Source organism: Lewinella sp. 4G2 (genome assembly GCF_001625015.1).
In the GTDB taxonomy this organism is placed as follows: domain Bacteria; phylum Bacteroidota; class Bacteroidia; order Chitinophagales; family Saprospiraceae; genus Neolewinella.
The window spans coordinates 1527363-1545304 of sequence record NZ_LVWJ02000014.1; the positions used below are offsets into that span (position 1 = coordinate 1527363).

Genomic DNA, 17942 nt, shown 5'->3' on the forward strand with positions numbered 1-17942 from the left:
ACTCCAAAAACCAAAGCAACCAACCCAACTTGAACATCCTCACCCTGAACGCCGGCTCCTCCTCCCTCAAGGCCGCCCTCCTGAATGCACTGAACGGTAAGACCCTGTTTGAAATGTCCGCCGAACGGCTGCTCGATGCGCCCGCGCTGACGTTTTCCGACGGCACCCAACTTGAGTTGGAGAACAAGGGGCCGGAACGCGCCATCGCCGTCTGTCTCGAAGCGTTGGCCGACAAGTTGAAGGACGAACAGATCGACGGGATCGCTCACCGGGTCGTCCACGGCGGGGAAACCTTTGACCGGGCGGTGCGCATCACGGCGGAGGTGGAGCAAACCATTGAGGAATTAGCGCCACTGGCTCCACTGCACAATCCGGTTAACCTGAAAGGCATCCAGGTCGCAAAACTGGTTTTTCCCGATGCGGACCATTTTGCGGTATTCGATACGGCCTTCCACCAAAGTCTCCCCACGCGGGCAAAGACCTACGCGCTGCCGAAAGACCTCGCCAAAAAGCACGGTATCCGCCGCTACGGTTTTCACGGGACGAGCCACAAATACGTCGCCGCTACGGCCGCGACCTACCTCGGGGCGGAGCCTTCCGACCTCCGCATCATCTCCTGCCATTTGGGGAACGGTTGCTCGGTAGCGGCCATCGAGTTCGGGCGTTCCGTCGAGACGAGTATGGGCATGACGCCATTGGAAGGTCTCGTCATGGGGACGCGCTCCGGTGATATCGACCCGGGCATCATCGCCTACCTCGATCGGGAAGCTGGCCTTAGCCCGGCGGAGATCGACGAAATACTGAACCGCGAATCCGGTCTGCTCGGCCTTTCCGGCGTCAGTAATGATATGCGGACGATCCTGAATAAATCCACCGAAGGGGATAAGGACGCCCAGTTGGCCGTGCAGGTATTTACCCACCGTTTGCGGAAGTACATCGGTGCCTACGCCGCCATCATGGGTGGGGTAGATGCGATCGTCTTTACCGGCGGGATTGGGGAGAACAGCCCCATCATCCGCCACCGGGTAGCCCAGCGGTTGGACTACCTCGGCGCGGTCATCTACGAAGATTTCAATACTTCGCTGGAGCTCTCCGACACCCACCCCGTCGCAGAATTCAACATGCGCCACAGCCGCGTGAAGCTCCTGGCCGTCAAGACCAACGAGCAACTGGCGATGGCGCGGGAGTGTGCAAAGCTGATCCAAAAAGAAGATGCCGTAAATACCATGCCGACCATTCCGGTCGCCATCTCGGCCCGCCACATCCACCTCCGGCAGGAGACGGTGGACGCCCTTTTCGGCAAAGGCCACGAACTGACCGTCCGCAAGTGGCTCTCCCAACCCGGGCAGTTTGCGGCGGAGGAAACGGTGGCTGTAGTCGGCCCGCGCAACACCATCGAGCGGGTCCGGGTGCTGGGGCCGGTCCGGACCAAGGACCAATTAGAGATATCCCGCACCGATGAATTCTTCTTGGGCATCGATGCGCCCGTCCGCGAGTCCGGCAAGGTAGAGAATACCCCTGGGTGTAAGCTTATCGGCCCGAAGGGGGAATTCCACCTCGAAACGGGCGTCATATGCGCCTGGCGCCACATCCACATGACGCCGGCGGACGCGGAAACCTTTGCGGTGAAGGACCGCGACATCGTGGAGGTCACCGTCGGCTCCGGCGAGCGATCGCTTACTTTTGGCAACGTCCTCATCCGCGTCAGCCCCAAATACAAACTGGAGATGCACATCGATACGGACGAGGGGAACGCGGCCGAGATCAATTCTGGCGATGAGGGGATTTTGACGGAGACGGCGTCTTCGGGGACGTTGGTGAAGCGGCGGGTTGGGTAGGTGGGGGATTATTTGCCTCATTTAGGACGGGCCACCATCTGTAGAATGGGCCACCTGACGGTGTGCCATCGCTACGTAGGCCGGCCCTTCGGGACGGGTTGTTTTAGGCGGCTGGGGGGCGTGGGAAGAGGTAATTGATGTCGTAGTCCTTGATGCCATTGGCCACATCGTACAGAAAGGGCCACCGCGTGTAGTAGAATGGGCCACCTAACGGTGTGCCATCGCTACGTAGGCCGGCCCTTCGGGACGGGTTGTTTTAGGCTGCCGGGGGGCGTGGGAAGAGGTAGTTGGTGTCGTAATCCTTGATACCATAGGCCTTAAACAGCGATAATAATTCCGTACGGTAAGAGATTATGCGTAGTGGTTTTGCACCTGATGGGCACGCGCCGTGGTGGAATTTTTGGTTTTGGATGTACAACCGTGTCTTTTCCAGTTTTCGATAATCCACGGAAAAAACGGCATAGCCATCTTGCCAGGCGAAGTGTTCGTAACGTTCAGGGTGTTGGTTTCGGGCCCAATCACAACTTTGGCTCTTAGCGATGCGCATCACGCTGGAAATGGACTTTGTGCGCGGTAGCGTGTGCAAGATGTGGATGTGGTCAGGCATCCCATTGATTTCAAGAACCGTACAACCCTGATCTACCAACAATCGTGAAATGATGAGATGAAGACTTTCCTCAATCTCATCATCAATAAAAGGGTGTCGGTATTTGGTGCTAAAAACGGTGTGGACCACAATACGGTCAAAGGAAGAAGGCATGTGCAAAAACGGTTTGCTATTTTTTGTTGGAATAAAGATAGGAGCCAAAACAATAAATAACAAATTGTTTCAACAATACCCGTCCCGAAGGGCCGGCCTGAGTAGCGATGGCACACCGTCAGGTGGCCCATTCTACAAAACGACAGATTGGCCCAGACGCCCATTCCACAACCACGACGGTGACCCATTCTAACAATCACACATCCAAAAATCCTATCTTACCCCACCACCCCGCAATCCCCTCCCATGCAACACGTCACCCTGCTCCTACTCGCCCTTTGTCTCGCATCCTGCGGCAGCGCCCCCGGTACGGATCACGAAAAAACGGTGGCAAAATGGGAATTAACGGAAATCGATTTCGAAGGCCCCAGCACCAGCGAAAATGCCGCCGAAAACCCGTTTACGACCTACCAAATGGACGTGGCGTTTACCCACGAAAATGGCCAGACGCTGACCCTGCCGGCCTTCTACGCGGCGGACGGAAATGCAGCGGAGACGGGCGCTGACGCAGGTGCCATGTGGAGGGTCCGGTTCCGCGCACCGGAAGAAGGCACCTGGAACTACACGGGCAGCCTACAAAAGAATGGGACGGCCGTAAAGGAGTTCAGCGGGAGCGTCCTCGCCGGGCCAGCCAAGCCGGGGGAACGTGGCCGATTACAACGGACCCACCCCCGCTACCTCCAGTGGGCGGAAACCGAAGACTACTTCCTGAAGGGCGGCACCGACAGCCCCGAAAACCTGCTGGGCTACTTCGAATTTGACTCGACCTACCGCCACCTGAACGTCTTCCGGGAGGGGGAAAACCAGACCGTTGGTCTCCACAAATTTGCGGACCACGCCGGCGACTTCACCACCGGCCCGACCTGGCAAGATGGGAAGGGCAAGAACCTGATGGGCGCCCTCCAGTACCTCCACGACCACGGGGTGAACAGCTTCTACGCCCTGACGATGAACATCAATGGCGACGGGAAGGACGTCTGGCCGTTCGTCAATCACGAAACGCTGGACCGGTTCGACGTATCCAAACTCGCCCAGTGGGAACGCGTCTTTCAGCACGCCGACGACCTGGGGATGATGATCCACCTCGTCCTCCAGGAAACCGAAAACGAAACCCTGCAGGACGGTGGCGATACCGGCCCGTTGCGCCAACTTTACTTCCGGGAACTGATCGCCCGCTTCGGCCACCACCGCGCTTTGACGTGGAACCTCGGCGAAGAAAACGGGCCCAACCACTGGTCAGAAACCGCCCAGACGACCGAGCAACAACGGGCAATGATCGCCTACCTCTCCGAAAATGACCCGTGGAAAAATCACGTCGTACTCCACACCCACCCGAGCGAAGATGCCTTCGAAGAGATCTACCGGCCCCTCCTGGGCAACGATGGACTGACGGGCCTTGCCCTCCAAATCGGGGAGCCCTACACGGCCCACGAAGTGACCCAAAAGTGGCTCAAACTCAGTGCCGACGCCGGTGCGCCGTGGATCATGACACTGGACGAAGTTGGCCCCTGGTTTCGGGGCCTCGACCCCGATACGGGCTACTCTTACGACGACGGCGCGTCGAACAACCAGGATAGCCTCCGCGCCCTCACGCTGTGGGCCAACCTGATGGCCGGCGGGGCTGGCGTGGAGTGGTATTCCGGCGCCAAAAACGAGAATAACGACCTCAATACCGAAACCTTCCGCACCCGCGAACGGGCCTGGGAATGGACAACCCACGCGCGGCGCTTCTTTGAGGAATACTTACCCTTTCACAAGATGGAATCCATGGATGAGCTGGTGGAGGGGGAAGCCTTTTGCTTCGCGCAGCCTGGGGAGGTGTATGCGGTGTATTTGCCGTTTGGGGATGCTACGAGTTTGGATTTGCGGGGGGACGCGGTTGTTGGGGAAGGGGCGGTTTCTTTGGCTTGGTATAACCCGCGGGAGGGGGTGATGGGGGAGGCGGTTGTGGTTGGGGTTGAGGGGGGACAGGTTGTTTTGGAGGCGCCGGGGAAGGGGGACTGGGCGGTGTTGGTTTTGGGTGACGACTAAAGTCGTCACTTACGTGCCTCGGCTTTCGCTGCGCTGGCCTTTGGGGTATCGGCTAAAGCCGAACCTTACGTGCTTGCGGGGTATCGGCTAAAGCCGAACCTACCAGCGAGGGGGTACTTATCTTCGCGCGATAAAAATTATTGACTATGTCTTTATTGGAAGGGAAAATTGCCCTGATTACTGGTGGTTCGCGTGGCATTGGCGCGGCGATTGTACGCACGTTTGCTCAGGAGGGTGCTAAGGTGGCCTTTACCTACGCACGTAGCGTGGGGCCGGCCGAAGCGCTCGTGGCCGAACTCGGCGAAAACGTCAAGGCTTACCAGAGTGACGCGGCCAGTTTTGAGGCGGCGGCGGAACTGGTCAAGCAAGTGACCGCTGATTTTGGGAACATCTCCGTGCTCGTCAACAACGCCGGCGTTACGCGCGATACGTTATTGCTGCGCATGAACGAAGGGCAGTGGGACGACGTGATGAACAACAACCTGAAGTCCATTTTCAACCTGACGAAGCACGCGCTGCGGCCCCTCATGAAAGCGGGTGGTGGCTCGATCATCAATATGTCCAGCATCGTGGGCGTCATTGGCCAGGCGGGGCAAACGAACTACGCGGCGTCCAAGGCGGGCATTATTGGCTTCAGCAAGTCGATGGCCAAGGAGATGGGCTCGCGCAACATTCGCTGCAACGTGATCGCACCCGGCTTCATCCGCACGGAAATGACGGACGAGCTTTCGGAGGACGTCCAGCAAAAATACCTCGAAAACGTGCCCCTCAAGCGGTTCGGGGAGGCCGAGGAGATCGCGAAAGCTTGCGTTTTCCTCGCGTCCGACCTGAGCTCCTACGTAAATGGCCAGGTTTTGGGCGTTGATGGGGGAATGTGAATAGTAGCGTAGTCGGGTAGTCAGGTAGTCGGGTAGTACGTCACGCACTACCCGACTACGCTACTACCCGACTACCCGACTAAGTACTACCCGACTACCCGACTAAGTACTACCCGACTAAGTACTACCCGACTACAACGTCACTTCCCGACACCCGCTCTCCGCAACCGGCGTATCTTTGCGGACCCAGCAGGCGTTGTTTCGGCACGCCTCTTTTTTGGTCCTCACTTGCACGTCGCCATCTTGTTAGCCTCTTCGCCGGTCATTGACGTTATCATCCCTGCTTATAACGAGGAGGACAGTATCGCTTTGGTCGTCAATGAATTACCGAAGGCGCAGGTGCGGGACATCATCGTTTGTAACAATAATTCTCGCGATCATACGGCGGAGCGGGGCGCTGCCGCGGGTGCAGTGGTAGTGACCGAGAAGCGAGCCGGGTACGGATCCGCCTGCCTGAAGGGAATGCAATACATCGAAGACCGGCCCCAAGCAGAATGGCCCGACATCGTCGTCTTCGTAGACGGGGACCACAGCGACTACCCCGAACAACTTCCCGAACTCGTAGCCCCCATCCTCACCGACGGGGTGGACCTCGTCATCGGATCCCGCGCCCTGGGTGACCTGGAACCGGGCAGTATGCAACCCCAACAGATCTTCGGGAACTGGCTGGCAACAACGCTCATCAAAATGATCTACGGCAACGAATTCACCGACCTCGGTCCCTTTCGGGCCATCCGGTATTCCGCCCTGCGGCAACTGGAGATGGAGGACCCGGATTTCGGCTGGACGGTCGAGATGCAGGTCAAGGCCGCCAAGGCGGGGATGAAATGCGTGGAAGTACCCGTCCGCTACCGGAAGCGAATCGGGCAATCAAAAATATCGGGTACGCTGAAGGGTACCATTCTGGCCGGCCACAAGATTTTGTGGACGATCTTCAAACTCATTTAACCATGACGGGAATTGCCATTTTCGTAGCGGCGGTCTACACCATTTCGCTGCTGTACATCACGGTTTACTGCGTCCTGCAGTTCAACCTGCTGTACCACTACAAGCAGAGTAATAACCCTACGGACCACCCGGTATCCTTCGCCAACCTCCAGCCCCACGGTCAGGAAGTGGAGCGGCCCGAGCCGGAGTTGGCCCTGGCCGGAGCGGGTGGCCCCGTTTTACCCTCTTCCCCCGCACCTGCGGCAGCGCCCGCAAACGGAGAAGGCGTGGCCTACTATCCCTTCGTGACGGTGCAACTACCGATCTTCAACGAGTTCTTTGTGATTGGCCGCCTGATCGATACCGTGGCCCAGTTCAACTACCCGAAGGACCGCTTTGAGATCCACATCCTCGACGACAGTACCGACGAAACGGTGGAACTGGTCGCCGGCAAAGTCGCCGAATACAAGGCCCAGGGTTTCAACATCGAACAGATCATCCGCGAAAAGCGACAGGGCTTTAAGGCCGGCGCCCTCCGCGACGCGATGCCCCGCGCCCGCGGTGAATTCATTGCCATCTTCGACGCGGATTTCGTGCCCGATGTGGACTTCCTGCAACGAACAATTCCCCACTTTGCGGACCCCGAAGTTGGGGTGGTGCAAACACGGTGGGAACACATAAACCAGGATTACTCCATCATCACCCGTTTGCAAGCGCTGCAGCTGAACGTCCACTTCACCGTGGAACAAGTGGGGCGGATGAACGGTGGCCACCTGCTCCAATTCAACGGCACGGCCGGTGTCTGGCGGGCCAAAACCATCGAGGCCGGTGGCGGCTGGCAACCCGATACGCTGACGGAAGACCTCGACCTGAGTATCCGCTCCCAACTGGCCGGCTATAAGATCCATTTCCTGGAGGAAGTAGGTAGCCCCGCCGAGCTTCCCGTAGAAATGAACAGCTTCAAAAGCCAGCAGCACCGTTGGATGAAGGGCGGCGCCGAGACGGCCAAAAAAATGCTGCCCTCCGTCTGGAAATCCGACATGGGTTTCTGGCACAAGGTGCATTCTACGGCCCACCTGCTGGGGAGTACGATCTTCCTGTTCGTTTTTCTGTGCGGAGTGTTCAGCGTACCCGTTCTCTTTTTATTCGGGGAGTTGGTGGACCTTGGCTTCAGTAAAAACTTCTTCGCCGTCTTCCTGATCGGCCTACTCTCCGTAATTGCGATCTACTTCACGGCCAACGTGCAGACGGTGGCGAATAAGGACCGGAATTTCCTTCGCTCCGTTGGTAAGTTCCTCCTGTTGTTCCCACTATTCCTGGCGCTGAGCATGGGCCTCTCGTTGCACAACACGGTGGCCGTCCTGCAGGGCTACCGGGGAAAGAAAAGCCCCTTCGTGCGGACGCCCAAGTTCAATATTAATACGATCCGCGACAAGATCAGTAGCAAGAAATACCTGAAAGGGAAACTGAACCTGATCACGATCGGGGAGGGGCTACTCTGCCTCTACTTCTGCGTGGCGGTGGCCGGTGCTTTCTACCTGCAGAACACGACCTTCATATTCTTCCACGGCTTGTTGGCGCTGGGGTACGGGTCGATCTTCTTCTTCAGCGTGAAGCACCTGCGGATGGTGTAGCTGGTGCAAAATGCCAGTCCCGGGAGGCCCTATACCCGGCTAATCCCGCCAGATTAATAAAGCGACGCCTCGGGAAGAGCGTACGCTTACTGCACGCAATCCGCCACAAAGCGGACGATTTCTGGGGTGACAATTGCTTCCCCACGCTGACCAATAGCCTCATTGATGCCTTCGTGGGTGTAGGCTACCGTCGTGAATAGCTCGCTTTCTACGCCGGCGTTGCGCAACGCGGTGTGAAAATCCGTCGCCCGCTGTTGCCGCGCCACGGTGCCGCGAGTGAGGACGAGGAATTGAGGATATTCCAGCCCGGCCATCACGTTCAGGAGGGGGGAGGCTGCGGCGTGAACAGCGGGGTCGTCGCCGAAGGCATTTCGGTATAAATCAGCGTTGTTGACAATCCTCTCGCGAACGTCGTAACCCTCGGTATCCACACTGATCGCACCCCGAATGGCGGAGAAGGGTACGCCAGCGTCTTCCAAAAACTCGCGGCGGGTGGCCAGCAGCGAAATCAACTGGGCTCCGGCGCTGTGGCCCATCAGGACGATGCGGTCCGGATCTCCCCCGAAGTCGGCTACGTTCTCGTGGATCCAGGCGATGGCCTCGGCCACGTCGTTGTTGTGGACGGGGTACTTGATCCGAGCGTCATTATCCAGTTCAAAGGGGAAGGGGCTGAGCCGGTAGTTGACGCTGGCGAAGAGGTAATCTTCCTCCCGAAAGAGGTCAACCTTATCGCTGATGTTATTGGCCTTATCACCGGTCACCCACGCGCCTCCGTGGACGTAGACGACAACCGGCTTCAGTGCTTCAAAGGCAGACGAATAGTAGAGATCTAAGCTGACAAGATTAGGGTCCGCCGCCTGACCGTACTGGATTGTCGTTTGCCGCTCTTCGGGCACTGCCGGTGGGATGGGCGCGGGGTCGGATTCCGAGCAGGATTGACCGATCAATAAAACGGCAAAGAAGAGGAGTAAGTAACGCATCACGATAGGCTGACGAGAATTGCCCGGAAAAGTTGCCTCATTCACCAAAAGAAAACGCCCAACTGAATCTCTTCGGTTGGGCGTTTCTGGTTTTGGTTGGAGGTAGCGGACTAGGCCTCTTCCTCGGCGGGGGCAGCTTCGCCACCTGCTTCAGCCGCCTTAGCCGCAGCAGTAGCAGCGGAACGAAGGGCACGTGGTACTTCGACGGAAGCGATGGGCTGACCACTGGGGTTCTGGATCTCGACACCTTCGATGTCGGCGATGTCGCGAACGCGGATGGCTTCACCCAACTCCAGCTTGGAGATGTTGAGGACAACGTGGTCGATCAGGTTCTCGGGCGTGGTCTTGATCTTGACGCGGCGAACGGCAACCTGTAGCTTACCACCACCACGGACACCGGGGCTAACGCCTTCGAAGCGAACGGGTACCTGTACTTTGATGGGGTGGCCATCCTGTAGGGCGAGGAAGTCGACGTGCGTCAACGCATCCGTTACGGGGTGGAACTGGTGGGCCTTGATGATGGCCTTGTGGGTCGTGCCGTCAACGGTCAACTCGGCCAACTTGAAGTCGGGCGTGTAGATGAGGCTGCGCAGGTCGAGCGCTTTCACGGTGAAGTGAACGGGATCACCCGCTCCGTAGAGAACAGCGGGGACGAGGCCTTCGCGGCGGATGGATTTAGCGCCGGTCTTTCCGAGGCTGGTGCGGATTTCACCGCTTACTTGTACAGATTCCATAATTCGTAAATTCTATTGGAGCGCCGATCCGCTCTAGATTTTGGGGGGGATTGCTTCGGGACCAGGTCCAGGACCCTCGCTTTTAGTCCCCCATAATACAGGAGTGACCAAGCAGAAGCGCTAACGGCCCGCAAAGATACGTGTTTTTGGGGTTTGGTGGTGGTTTGCTTGTTAAAGTTTGTGATTTTGGGGTTCTCTTCACCCGCCCTTCCTGGAGAAGGAGTAGAATGGGCCACCTGACGGTGTGCCATCGCTACGCAGGCCGGCCCTTCGGGACGGGCAGGAGGAGCCGCGCAGCGAAAGGGACCGGGGGAGAGGATTACCTAGACAAATTCCAGATAACAACCCCAAAACCAAGCGCGGCTAACATTCGCTACCGTAAAAGCATTATACTTACACCTTTATATGACGCTGCCGTGATAAACGTTGAGCACGTCGAGTACTTACAAAAACCACCCAAAGCACAACAGAAATGAAACAGATATTCATCCTTTTCCTCCTTGCCTTCGTCATCGTAGCCTGTGGTGGCGGTGAGGATGCCCCCAGCGAAGCTCCCAAAACGGCAAAGGCCGAGAAGAAACCGGAGATCAATACCAAGAAGATCTGGAAAGTCCGCTGTATCGCCTGCCACGGCATCGACGGGACGATGGGCACCAACGGCGCGGCCAACCTGCAGGAAAGCGATAAGGACATGGACTACCGCATCAACATCATCACCAACGGTAGCGAGAATGGCATCATGACGGCCTTCGGCGAAATCCTCAGTGAAGAGGAGATCAAGGCCATGGCCCAGTTTACGATGGACCTGCGGAAGTAATTTCCCCTTCCGCCAAAGCGAAATGATTCCCTACCGGCTACGGCCTACGTAGGGACCATAATTATCAGGCCCGGAGTTCCACGCTACCCCCAAGGGGAAGAGTTGGGCTCCGGGCCTTTACTTTGTGGGCATGACGACGACCACCCACCAGATCCTGGGCATCATGTCCGGTAGCTCCCTCGACGGGCTGGACTTGGCCATCTGCGACCTTACTACCACTACGGATGCGGAGGGAGTACTCTCGGTCGTGGACTGGTCCATCCGCGCCGCCACGACGGATCCGTACCCACCCTTGTGGAGGGCCCGGCTGAAATCCGCCCCCCACCTGCCGGGGGAGGAGCTCTGGCGCCTCCACGCGGACCTGGGGAAATGGATCGGCCGGCGAGCGGCGGACTTTCTCCAGCAGCACCCGGAACTGAATCCCACGCTGATCGGGAGCCACGGCCACACTATTTTCCACGATCCCGAACGGGGCTTCACCACCCAAATTGGCAACGGTGCTTTCATCGCTACGGTGACGGGGCTTACGACGGTCACTGAATTCCGTAGTTCCGACGTAGCGGCCGGCGGGCAGGGCGCGCCCCTCGCCCCCGTGGCGGATAAGTACCTCTTCCCCGAACACGGTGCCTTCCTCAACCTGGGGGGCATCGCCAACCTGAGTGTCAGGCAAACGGATGGCCGGTATCTAGCGGGAGACATTACCGGTTGTTGCCAGATACTGGACCGGCTGGCCAACCTCGCCGGCCTTCCCTACGACGCCGGCGGGCGTCTCGCCGCGAGTGGACAGTTCAACGCTGACTTGGCGGACCGTATTGGCGGGCTCCCCTTTCACCGGGGGCCCTATCCCAAATCACTGGGTAACGGCTGGGTGAGGGATACGCTTTGGCCCCTCCTCGCCACGAGCGATTTACCGGTGGCCGACCGGCTGAGCACCTTCACTAAATGGCTCGCCGTGAAGATTGGTACGGACGTCCTTTCCGTACTTCCCAACTCAGAAATAAAGAAAGATCCTGCTTCAGTAACGGAATGCCTCGTCACCGGTGGCGGCGCCCGGAATGCCTACCTCCTCCAACAACTGAATCGAATTGGGAAGGAGGATGGGGTATGCTTTACCGTCCCGCCACCAACGGTAGCGGACTTTAAGGAGGCGGCGCTGATGGCCCTCACCGCCCTGCTCCGGGTGGCCGGCCAACCCAACTCGCTGGCTACCGCTACGGGTGCCCGTTTCCCCACCATTAATGGAGCGGTATATTTGCCCCCGCCCAAGCATTAACCCGCGGCTGGCTTCCCCGCTTGGAGGAAGGCCGCATAGAGTATCGCCCCCTGTCCAAATTAGTCTTTAAGCTCTTCCATTTCATGAGCCGGTGGATGATCCGCCTCTACTATCCCGGAATGGAAGTGGAAGGGCGGGAACACGCCAACCACCCCGGCCCAACGCTGATGTGCGGCAACCACCCCAACACACTCATCGACCCGCTGATCGCCGGTATCCACCTTGACCACCAGACCTATTTCCTGGCCAACGCCGGCCTGTGGCTCAGTCCGATCACGGCTTTTTTGATCGACCCCTTCTGCATTCCCGTAGCCCGCGCCAAGGACAAGGAAGCCGGAGCCACCAAAGGCGCTAAGGAGGAAGTATTCAACCGCACCTTCGCCAGTTTGGAAACGGGGAAGATTGTCTACATCGCCCCGGAGGGATTTTCCGAACTGGAACGCAAGCTTCGTCGCCTCAAGGGTGGAGCCGCGGGGATGGCCCTCGAAGCGGAGAACCGCAACGACTGGACGCTCGGCGTCTCCATGCAACCCGTCTGCGCCAATTACGAGAGCCCGACGACTTGCTTCAGCCGGGTCTTCGTTCGCTACGGGGAGCCCATCGACCTGCTGCCCTTCCGGGAGCAGTACGAGAAGAGCCCGGTCCGGGCCATGAGCGCCCTCACTTCACTGCTCACCAAACGGATGCAGGGGCTGCTTATCCAAACCAAGAACAAGGCCGAAGAACACTTACTGCGCCCCATCGAACGGGCCATCCAGAACGATGCGCCGCTCACCGTCAGTAAGCACCACTACCGGACGCAGGATATCCTCACCAAACTCCGCGCCATGTCGGAGGACCAACGGGAGGCCCTCCGCGCCACGGCTACGGCCTACGACCAACTCGCCCGCGAAACGGGGCAGCTCGACATCGAATTTAGCAACCACCCGGAACGGAAATTGCATTTGGGGACGGTCCTCGGCTTCCCCTTCTTCCTCTACGGCCTGCTCAACCACACCTTTTGGCTCGTGGTCATCAACGCTATGTGGAAAGCGCTCGGCATCGACCGCGGCTACAAGGCGACCGTCCAGTGCCTCGCCAGTTGGTTCATCATCCCGATCACTTACCTGATCCAGACGCTGCTCTTCAATTGGCTATACCCCGAAGGTTGGGGCTGGCTCTACCTCCTCAGCCTCCCGGTCAGCGGCCTGTTTGCCCTGAAATACTGGGTCACCTACCGCGCCTTCTGGGCCGGCCGTTTTTCCGGTTCGGGGAAACACGATGAGGAGTTGCGTAGGCTACGCCGTGAGATGTTGGAGATATATAATAATGGTTAAGATTCCAGTCTGTCGATCCCGGTAGGGATCACCATGATAGGCCGGACCACGAAGTAGCTGCGCAGCAAATCAGACGAACCGTCAGGTTCGGAGAGATCCCGGACTGATTGCGTCACAAGATGTTGGAGTTGTACGGAAAGGCCTAAGAATTCCTCTCCCCCGGCCCCTCTCCAAAGGAGAGGGGAGACGTGACAGAAGACGTGATAGAAGACGTGACAGAGTACCTTTTAAGAAGTAGTCTTCACCCTTAAACCGCCCCCAATCCCCCATCCATACCAATTACCTGCCCCGTCATAAACGCGGCCTTTTCGCTCAACAAGAAAGCAGCCATGGCGGCAATTTCCTCCGCGGTGCCGACGCGTTTCAGCGGGTGGCGATCGGCGCTGGCCTGGCGTTTGTCGTCCGTAGCGAGGAGTTTTTCGGCTAAAGGAGTATCCGTCAGTGAGGGGGCGATGGCGTTTACGCGGATGGCCGGTGCGTACTCGGCGGCGAGGCTGCGGGTGAGCCCTTCGATGGCGCCCTTGGCCGCGGCAATCCCGGCGTGAAAGGGCATCCCCCGCTGCACGGCTACGGTACTGAAGAAAACAACGGAAGCATTCTCCGCCTTTTTCAAGTGCCGTTCACAGGCCTGGAGGCAACGGACGGCGCCCACCACGTTCAATTCAAAAGCCTCGCGAAAAGCGGGGGCCTTGAGGCTGCGGAACGATTTCAGATTGATGCTGCCGGGGCAGTAGACCAGCCCGTCCAAGCCATCGGGAATGGCCGATTTGTCCGGATCCGCTTCTCCGATCACGTCGTAGGTAGTAAACGCCACGTTCGACGGTAAATCCCGTTGTTCCCGGGCCCAGACGGCTACGGAGTGCCCTTCGTTCAGTAATTGATCCACGAGTGCGCGGCCGATCCCGGAGCTGCCGCCAATGATTAGGTAGTTTGCCATGGGTGGGGTAACGGTGATTGGGGGAGTTGGTTGTCGCGGAAAGCTTAGGTTTATTAGTTTTTGTTCTCCATTTCTAGAGAATTTGGTGCTTTGGTATATTGGTGCTTTGGGCTGCCGCGCTTCCACGTGCGGTAGCCCAAAGCACCAAAGTACCAAAGCACCAGTCCTAGGTTAAAAGTCAATCCCAAACCCCAACAGAAGACTTCTGTGAACTGACCAGTCCCCTAATCCCTTCACTCCGCACCCGCGTCAGCGCCCAAAACTACTTCAGTTTTACTTCTCCTTTTTCGATCAAACTGGCCCGTAAGGCTTTGCCGTAGCGCTGGGCGTTGAAGACCTTGCCGATCTTTTGTACGGCCTGGACGTCCTCCGGCAGGGCGTGGAATTCCTGGCACTCGGTGGAGCAGCAATTGTTGAACTGCTCGGCGCAGGTTTCGCACTGGGTGAAGAGGATGTGGCAGGGCTCGTTGGCGCAATCGAGCTGGCGATCGGAGGGTTGGCCGCACTGGTGGCAGGTGCTGACGACGTCCTCCGTGATGCGTTCGCCGAGGCGTTCGTCGAAGACAAAATTCTTGCCGACGTACTTGCTTTCGAGGCCGAGGGCAGCGCACTGGCGGGCGTAATCGATGATGCCGCCGTCCACCATGGCGACGTTCGGGAAGCCGCGGTGGAGGTAGTAGGCGCTGGCCTTTTCGCAGCGGATGCCGCCGGTGCAGTACATCACGATGTTGGCGTCGCGCTTGTCTTCGAGCATTTCTTCCACGGCGGGCAGGAGGTCGCGGAAATTGGTGATGTCGGGCCGGATCGCGCCCTCGAAGTAGCCCACCTCGCTCTCGTAGTGGTTGCGCATGTCGACGACGACGGTATCATCCTCGTCGAGCAGGGCGTTGACCTCCGCTGCGCTGAGGTGGCGGCCGCGTTTGGTGACGTCGAAGGTCTCGTCGTTGAGGCCGTCGGCGACGATCTTTTCGCGCACCTTGATCTTCAGTTTCAGGAAGGAATCCGACTTGGCGTCGATGGCGATGTTCAGGCGCATGCCGTCCATGAAATCTACGCTGTACAGCTCCGCCTTGAAGGCTTCGAACTTGGATTCCGGCACGGAAACCTGGCCGTTAATGCCCTCCTGAGCCACGTACACGCGCCCGAAAACGCTCAGTGCATCCCAGGCCAGGTAGCACTCGTTGCGGAAGCGTTCCGGGTCCTCGATCTTGGCGTAGCGGTAGAAAGAGAACGTCGTCCGCGGCTCCGTTTCAGCGGCCAGACGGGCGCGTAATTCTGCTTCGCTGTAGATATTCTTAAGTCGCTTGCGCATAGCTTTCTTCCTTTTCGGGGGCGCAAATTTACGGATTTTTGGGCGCTGCCGCAGGTGCGGGGTGAGGGGCGAGTAGCGAGTAGCGAGTTGCGAGTTGCGAGGGGCGAGTTGCAAGTAGCGAGTTACGGGTTGCGAGGTGCGTCGTACAGGACCCTACGGAATGCCGTCGTTTGCAGCATGGAAAGGGCGATTTTGCCGAATACGTCCGGCCGCTCGGTGATGGCATGGAGTTGCTCGCGAAGGAAGGCAAAAGTGTTGATGTGGAGGAGCGGGACGGCCCGTTTCCACAGTTCGGACTGCTCGCGCGAGGCGCCGTAGGTGATGCCCCGGCTGTCGCGAATCTTGCCCACGAGCGCCCGTACGTACGCCCGCGTGATGCGTTCCGACCACGACTCCCGCCGCTGGACGGCCAGTTGGAGGGCGATGCCGCCATCGCGAAAACCGTCTGGTTCCCGGTCCATGAAGGCGTGAAATAGGTCGACGAAGGTATTCTGGGGCAAGGCCGCCACGATCTTGTTGAGTTGGAGGAGGGGCAGGCGATCCCGCGGGGCAGCGAGTGCGTAGGTAACGAAGGCCGCCTGGGGTGCGGGGGCACCGTAAAAGAGGAGGGCGTTGGCGGTTTCCCGGAGTTCTACCTTGCTGAGGTTTGGCCAGAATTCCTCCGGCGCTAAGCCGAGGAGATCCGGGATCAGGGTGGGGGGCAGGTTGCCGAGAAGGAATTCACCGAGCGTCTCCCGGCTCTGGAGGCCGCCGTACTGGTTGAGGATTTCTTTGGCCGCATCATCCTGCAGCGTGTTGGCGAACCCGCCGGTGGGGGAGAGGCTGGCGGCGGCCAGGGTGACCATGTCGTTGGTGACTTCCTCCTCGTCGCCCAGTAACAAAAGCTTGAGTATGGCCCGGCGGACGCCCTTCCGTTTTGGGCTGAGTTGAGTGCGGAGCCAGGGGAGATCCTGCGGGGCGAGGTCAGCCGCGAGCGCGCCAAGTAGGGTCACCTGATTTTTGGGGGATTGCTTCGGCCACCATTCCACCAGGGCTTCGCGGGCGGCTTCGGGGTCCGTGGCCCGCCACCGTTCCAGCACTTCGGCTAGCTGGGCGGGGGCGACAGCTTTGGCCCATTCGGCGGCGTGGTCGTAATCTTCGGTGAGGGACTGCCAGGAAGGGTTGAGGCCGGCGAGCCAGGTGGCCCGATTCCCCCCGACGGCGAGGGCCAGTTTGCTGAGATTAGGCTCCGGCCGCTGGATGCGTTCCGCGTAGTCAAGCAGGCCGGGTAGCAAGTGGGGCGGGAAGAGTAGTTCCCGCCGCGCCAGTACCCTTACGGCTTCGGGGAGGATGGCGGCGTAGGTTTCTTCAAACACCAATTTGAGCGCCCGCCCGAGTTTGGGCGGGGCTGGTGGCCAGTCCTCCGCAATCGGGCTTTGTTGTTTGGGCGCCTCGGTCCTGTTGATCCGGAGCCGTTCCAACCTTTCGGTAAGGGCGTAGGCGGCGAGTGCCTTTTCGGCGTCGTCGGCGGTGGGGTCGATGGCGTCGCGAAGGGTGAGGTAGTCGGTGACTTCCTGGGTGGGTGGTTGGCGGTGGGTGCCTAGGGTTAGGGTTTGGAGGAGGTTCATTTGTGGGGGGAAGGTAGGGCTCGCTCGCTTTAGTGGATTTTTTCTTGCTTTATCAACGTCTTTACACCATAAACTTCCTACAGATATTGGCATAGTGCTTGAGCTGAAATCTACGTCTTCGCCCGCTACAGATGGGGCCCAGCGGTAGAGGAGTAACGAGAGCCCAAGCTGGCCGAGTTTCGGTTGGAGGGCGTGAGGCTATGCATGCTTGGGCAACCTGGGTAGCATATATATCGTTATTTTTAGGATCTTCAAACCAATACCTACAGCGATGGATACGACGGAAAAAAGAAATCACGCACGTGAGTTGATCGGCAAGCTGGACGATGAGTTCTTCACCGCAATCTACACGCTGATGGAATCTCACGTACGCCAGGTGGAAGACCGGGTGCTGGGTTATACGGCGGGAGGTGATCCGGTAAAGGTGGGCGAGTTCTTGGCACAGGCTGACGAGCAAGTACAGCGGGCAAAGGCCGGTGAAGGCCTCAGCGTTGACGAACTAAGAAAGCGATCCGACGCATGGCTGGAACGTACACGGTAACCGTTACGCCGTCCGCAATCGCGGACTTACAGGAAGCACTTAATTACATTGCCGAAAACCAGTCGCTAACTAGTGCGAATAGCATTCAGGACGAAATCCTGAATGCTATTGAGCGTTTGGAAAAGATGCCGGAATCTCACCCGCCGGTACGAGAGACCCACGACGTAGTTGGCACGAAATACCGACGCATTATTGCCGGAAATTATCGCATCATCTACCAAGTGGATGAGCTCCGCCCGGAGGTGTTCGTGATCAGAATTTTGCACGTAAAGCGAGGGCCGGACTTCGTACGTGGGGCGCTTCTGTAATCAATAGCCGGAAACGGTCAATAATCTGTCAATCTATTTAAGGACAGCT

Annotated in this window: 16 protein-coding genes; 10 read left to right on the forward strand and 6 right to left on the reverse strand. The window is 58.5% G+C overall.

Annotation, left to right across the window (positions count from 1 at the left end; translation table 11 throughout):
• Positions 1-29 precede the first annotated feature (29 nt).
• Positions 30-1838 (forward strand): acetate/propionate family kinase, encoded by a 1809-nt coding sequence (locus tag A3850_RS07235; protein WP_068215196.1) that lies wholly within the window; start codon positions 30-32, stop codon positions 1836-1838.
• A 256-nt stretch (positions 1839-2094) separates the two neighbouring features.
• On the opposite strand, the gene tnpA is transcribed toward A3850_RS07235, so the two are convergent.
• On the reverse strand, positions 2095-2598 hold the full coding sequence (gene tnpA / locus A3850_RS07240; RefSeq protein WP_068215197.1) for an IS200/IS605 family transposase: 504 nt from the start codon (positions 2596-2598) through the stop codon (positions 2095-2097).
• A gap of 246 nt (positions 2599-2844) precedes the next feature.
• Here tnpA and A3850_RS07245 point away from each other — a divergent pair, with 246 nt between their 5' ends.
• The 4 genes from A3850_RS07245 to A3850_RS07260 all read left to right on the forward strand — a co-directional run bounded on the left by A3850_RS07245 (position 2845) and on the right by A3850_RS07260 (position 8068).
• Positions 2845-4629, forward strand: coding sequence for a DUF5060 domain-containing protein (locus tag A3850_RS07245; protein ID WP_068215198.1), 1785 nt, complete (start codon positions 2845-2847; stop codon positions 4627-4629).
• A 146-nt stretch (positions 4630-4775) separates the two neighbouring features.
• Positions 4776-5507 carry a 3-oxoacyl-[acyl-carrier-protein] reductase gene (fabG, locus tag A3850_RS07250; protein ID WP_068215199.1) on the forward strand — a complete coding sequence of 244 codons (732 nt, stop codon included), beginning with the start codon at positions 4776-4778 and terminating at the stop codon, positions 5505-5507.
• Positions 5508-5735: 228 nt separating this feature from the next.
• Positions 5736-6455 (forward strand): glycosyltransferase family 2 protein, encoded by a 720-nt coding sequence (locus A3850_RS07255; RefSeq protein ID WP_231915293.1) that lies wholly within the window; start codon positions 5736-5738, stop codon positions 6453-6455.
• A 2-nt stretch (positions 6456-6457) separates the two neighbouring features.
• Positions 6458-8068 (forward strand): cellulose synthase family protein, encoded by a 1611-nt coding sequence (locus A3850_RS07260; RefSeq protein ID WP_068215200.1) that lies wholly within the window; start codon positions 6458-6460, stop codon positions 8066-8068.
• A gap of 86 nt (positions 8069-8154) precedes the next feature.
• Here A3850_RS07260 and A3850_RS07265 read toward each other — a convergent pair whose 3' ends face one another.
• Positions 8155-9048 (reverse strand): alpha/beta hydrolase, encoded by an 894-nt coding sequence (locus tag A3850_RS07265; RefSeq protein ID WP_068215201.1) that lies wholly within the window; start codon positions 9046-9048, stop codon positions 8155-8157.
• A 110-nt stretch (positions 9049-9158) separates the two neighbouring features.
• Positions 9159-9782 carry a 50S ribosomal protein L25 gene (locus tag A3850_RS07270; protein ID WP_068215202.1) on the reverse strand — a complete coding sequence of 208 codons (624 nt, stop codon included), beginning with the start codon at positions 9780-9782 and terminating at the stop codon, positions 9159-9161.
• 472 nt (positions 9783-10254) lie between these two features.
• Between A3850_RS07270 and A3850_RS07280 the strand changes: the two genes are divergently transcribed.
• From A3850_RS07280 to A3850_RS07290, 3 genes are all read left to right on the forward strand, one after another.
• Positions 10255-10599 (forward strand): cytochrome c, encoded by a 345-nt coding sequence (locus tag A3850_RS07280; protein WP_068215204.1) that lies wholly within the window; start codon positions 10255-10257, stop codon positions 10597-10599.
• A gap of 130 nt (positions 10600-10729) precedes the next feature.
• Positions 10730-11872, forward strand: coding sequence for an anhydro-N-acetylmuramic acid kinase (locus A3850_RS07285; protein WP_068215205.1), 1143 nt, complete (start codon positions 10730-10732; stop codon positions 11870-11872).
• Between the two features lie 95 nt (positions 11873-11967).
• Positions 11968-13188, forward strand: a complete 1221-nt coding sequence (locus tag A3850_RS07290; RefSeq protein WP_197494006.1) for a 1-acyl-sn-glycerol-3-phosphate acyltransferase — start codon at positions 11968-11970, stop codon at positions 13186-13188.
• 247 nt (positions 13189-13435) lie between these two features.
• On the opposite strand, the gene A3850_RS07295 is transcribed toward A3850_RS07290, so the two are convergent.
• From A3850_RS07295 to A3850_RS07305, 3 genes are all read right to left on the reverse strand, one after another.
• Complete coding sequence (locus A3850_RS07295; RefSeq protein ID WP_068215207.1) at positions 13436-14125, reverse strand: SDR family NAD(P)-dependent oxidoreductase; 690 nt, start codon at positions 14123-14125, stop codon at positions 13436-13438.
• 262 nt (positions 14126-14387) lie between these two features.
• A complete protein-coding gene (locus A3850_RS07300) occupies positions 14388-15437 on the reverse strand; it encodes a rhodanese-related sulfurtransferase (RefSeq protein WP_068215208.1) in 1050 nt (349 codons plus the stop codon).
• Between the two features lie 122 nt (positions 15438-15559).
• The gene (locus A3850_RS07305) at positions 15560-17044 is read right to left on the reverse strand and encodes a DUF5691 domain-containing protein (protein WP_068215209.1); all 1485 of its coding nucleotides are present in this window, start codon (positions 17042-17044) and stop codon (positions 15560-15562) included.
• A gap of 271 nt (positions 17045-17315) precedes the next feature.
• Between A3850_RS07305 and A3850_RS07310 the strand changes: the two genes are divergently transcribed.
• Positions 17316-17585 (forward strand): hypothetical protein, encoded by a 270-nt coding sequence (locus tag A3850_RS07310; RefSeq protein ID WP_068215210.1) that lies wholly within the window; start codon positions 17316-17318, stop codon positions 17583-17585.
• A complete protein-coding gene (locus tag A3850_RS07315) occupies positions 17564-17893 on the forward strand; it encodes a type II toxin-antitoxin system RelE/ParE family toxin (RefSeq protein WP_068215211.1) in 330 nt (109 codons plus the stop codon). The genes A3850_RS07310 and A3850_RS07315 overlap by 22 nt, the downstream gene beginning before the upstream one ends.
• The last annotated feature ends 49 nt before the right edge of the window (positions 17894-17942 follow it).

Excerpts from the sequence above, each read along its gene's own strand:
- tnpA (WP_068215197.1), bottom strand. The coding sequence starts at position 2,598 with ATGCCTTCTTCCTTTGACCGTATTGTGGTCCACACCGTTTTTAGCACC.
- A3850_RS07245 (WP_068215198.1), top strand. The coding sequence starts at position 2,845 with ATGCAACACGTCACCCTGCTCCTACTCGCCCTTTGTCTCGCATCCTGC.
- fabG (WP_068215199.1), top strand. The coding sequence starts at position 4,776 with ATGTCTTTATTGGAAGGGAAAATTGCCCTGATTACTGGTGGTTCGCGT.
- A3850_RS07260 (WP_068215200.1), top strand. The coding sequence starts at position 6,458 with ATGACGGGAATTGCCATTTTCGTAGCGGCGGTCTACACCATTTCGCTG.
- A3850_RS07265 (WP_068215201.1), bottom strand. The coding sequence starts at position 9,048 with ATGCGTTACTTACTCCTCTTCTTTGCCGTTTTATTGATCGGTCAATCC.
- A3850_RS07270 (WP_068215202.1), bottom strand. The coding sequence starts at position 9,782 with ATGGAATCTGTACAAGTAAGCGGTGAAATCCGCACCAGCCTCGGAAAG.
- A3850_RS07280 (WP_068215204.1), top strand. The coding sequence starts at position 10,255 with ATGAAACAGATATTCATCCTTTTCCTCCTTGCCTTCGTCATCGTAGCC.
- A3850_RS07285 (WP_068215205.1), top strand. The coding sequence starts at position 10,730 with ATGACGACGACCACCCACCAGATCCTGGGCATCATGTCCGGTAGCTCC.
- A3850_RS07290 (WP_197494006.1), top strand. The coding sequence starts at position 11,968 with ATGATCCGCCTCTACTATCCCGGAATGGAAGTGGAAGGGCGGGAACAC.
- A3850_RS07295 (WP_068215207.1), bottom strand. The coding sequence starts at position 14,125 with ATGGCAAACTACCTAATCATTGGCGGCAGCTCCGGGATCGGCCGCGCA.
- A3850_RS07300 (WP_068215208.1), bottom strand. The coding sequence starts at position 15,437 with ATGCGCAAGCGACTTAAGAATATCTACAGCGAAGCAGAATTACGCGCC.
- A3850_RS07305 (WP_068215209.1), bottom strand. The coding sequence starts at position 17,044 with ATGAACCTCCTCCAAACCCTAACCCTAGGCACCCACCGCCAACCACCC.
- A3850_RS07310 (WP_068215210.1), top strand. The coding sequence starts at position 17,316 with ATGGATACGACGGAAAAAAGAAATCACGCACGTGAGTTGATCGGCAAG.
- A3850_RS07315 (WP_068215211.1), top strand. The coding sequence starts at position 17,564 with ATGGCTGGAACGTACACGGTAACCGTTACGCCGTCCGCAATCGCGGAC.